This is a genomic window from Albidovulum sp. (assembly GCF_049646345.1).
Classification (GTDB): domain Bacteria; phylum Pseudomonadota; class Alphaproteobacteria; order Rhodobacterales; family Rhodobacteraceae; genus Albidovulum.
In genome coordinates this window covers 1-2,101 of sequence record NZ_JBARVQ010000444.1, presented here as the reverse complement: position 1 = coordinate 2,101, position 2,101 = coordinate 1, and the positions used below count along the sequence as shown (strand labels likewise).

The window sequence follows — 2,101 nt, the reverse complement described above, 5'->3', positions numbered from 1 at the left end:
GCGTCGCCGCCCCCGATAGAAGCGGATCGAACGGGGCGGCGTGCTCAGATCGTTTTCGTCTCTTCTATTCGCGGCGTTATCCTGATGGCTGTCATTGCGACGCAATCGACCACAATTCGTAGTAGTTGTTTTCACGACATCAACCATTGAGAGCGTATCTCCTCCGTGCGCTTTTGTTGTTGTCGCGAAAACAAGTATAAGTTTTCGAATGATGACGGCGCGACATCTGATCACAGCAACAAACAAGGTATCTGGCGCGGCAATGATACACTTCAGACAATCGCCACGGCGTTGAATGGTATGATTTGGGCCAGATCGAAGCCCTGCAAATCGGCTTCGACAACTGTCAGAGCCCCCGGACGGTATCTGCCATCCCGCCGCCAGCGTGCGATCGCGGGATGGGCCACCATGCCGACCTGACCCGGCCCCTGTCGCGCCCTGCCGGTCACCCCGAGAAGCCTTTCACCGAACGATTTGCCGTCAGCATTGTTGATGAGCGGGCCCATGTGATCGCAGGCATTCCCAACGGCACCCAAACGCTCCTGATCCAGCGTCAGCCCCGCCGCGATTGCCCCACTCGCGATCCATATCAGCGCGATGCCGGACAGGCTGACGATATCGCCGCCACCACCGACCGACCCATGTGTGCCCGCGAACCATTCCTGCCGGTAGTCCCCTGCGGGGTTCTGGTCCCTGAGTTTTTCGAGGTTGGTCCAGAGTGTCGGCACAAAGGTCCGCCGCTCTTCATCAATCGCCACGGCATGACGGGCGGACAGAACGGATCGCGACAATTCGGTGTCGTGGAAGCGGTACTTCCGGTTCAGAACCCGTGCAGGCAGCCCCCAATGCGACGGGATGCCCAGCGCGCCGACCGTATCCCAGATGCCAAGATACCGCACCGTGAAGGGATGGCCTTCCGGATGGCCGTTCTGCCTGCGCCAGTCCTGTTCAGCCTCGCTGGTCGCGATCCCGGGCGACACGCGCAAGCGGAACCGCATACTGTCTTCACTGTCCGGTTTGCCCGCGTCGCTGCGGTCCCTGTAGCGATCAAAGCAGGCACGAACCAGTTCGGCAGACGGATCGCGCGGCAGGCCGGAATTGCGGATCAGCCCGGCCAGCGAGCGCGCCGTATAGGCACCGCGCGAAAAGCCGAAGATATAGACCTCGTCCCCCGGCTCATAGTATTTTCCCAGATGCATATAGGCGAGCGCGATCTTGTTATCGAGCCCGGCCCCCATCGCACCGCCCGATACCCGTTCATTGACCCGCTCCAGAAAACCTCCGCCCTCGGGCACGCCGACGCCCTGAAAGTAAAGCGCCCGCTGTTCGACGCCGTCGCGACCTTCGCGCGGCACCATCACCGCCATCTGGCGCACATTTGTCGGATGGGCCTGATCGGCGCCGTTCCATGTACCATCACAAAATACCGCGATCCTTTTCATCGGACCCTCCTGAAAAATGGACTTCATCAAATGCGGACAGTGTCGCGCATTTCACCGCTTCTGGCAATGTGCAGGCAAGTTCACCGCCCCCCAAACCTGCGGCATCATCGCACTGGACATGGCGCAGCAAATGTCGAGAGTTCGCGGAAACTGTCCGGAACATACTGAGTGCTGCGTCGTCTTCTTCTTATCCTGCTGCTGTCCGGCCTTGGCACCGGACCAGCCGTCATGGGCCGGATGGCGGTGGACCATGCGCGCGCCGAGATTGCGCCGGTCTTCCTTGGCTTGGGTGACATCTGCGGCTCGGGGCCCGACGGGACGGGACAGCACCCGCATTGCGACTACTGCCAGATCGCATCTCACAGTATCGCACCTGTCGCAGCGCTTCAGGCACGCCGCAGCTGGGCGCCGGTCCGGGCCGCTGCCCCGGTCTTAGAACAAATCCTGCAACCCGCCCGCCGCTGGACTCGTCCGCCTGCCAATGCACCACCGGTTCCGACCTGATCAGATGTAATGCCGCGTATGACCGCGCGGCCCCACTTTTACATATTCAGGTAGACAGATGACACATATCCGCAACCTAGCGGCAGCGCTGACGCTTGCCGCCTTTTCCTCTGCCATGCCCGCATGGTCCCACGCCACGTTCGAAACACCGGAAA

General features: G+C 61.1%; 2 protein-coding genes. One reads left to right on the top strand and one right to left on the bottom strand.

The genetic code is table 11. From position 1 onward, the window contains the following. Nucleotides 1–272: 272 nt before the first annotated feature. On the bottom strand, nucleotides 273–1,442 hold the full coding sequence (locus WBB85_RS11165) for a DUF2235 domain-containing protein (RefSeq protein ID WP_432638690.1): 1,170 nt from the start codon (nucleotides 1,440–1,442) through the stop codon (nucleotides 273–275). Nucleotides 1,443–1,610: 168 nt separating this feature from the next. Between WBB85_RS11165 and WBB85_RS11160 the strand changes: the two genes are divergently transcribed. Further along, on the top strand, nucleotides 1,611–1,946 hold the full coding sequence (locus tag WBB85_RS11160; RefSeq protein WP_432638689.1) for a hypothetical protein: 336 nt from the start codon (nucleotides 1,611–1,613) through the stop codon (nucleotides 1,944–1,946). Nucleotides 1,947–2,101: the final 155 nt, after the last annotated feature.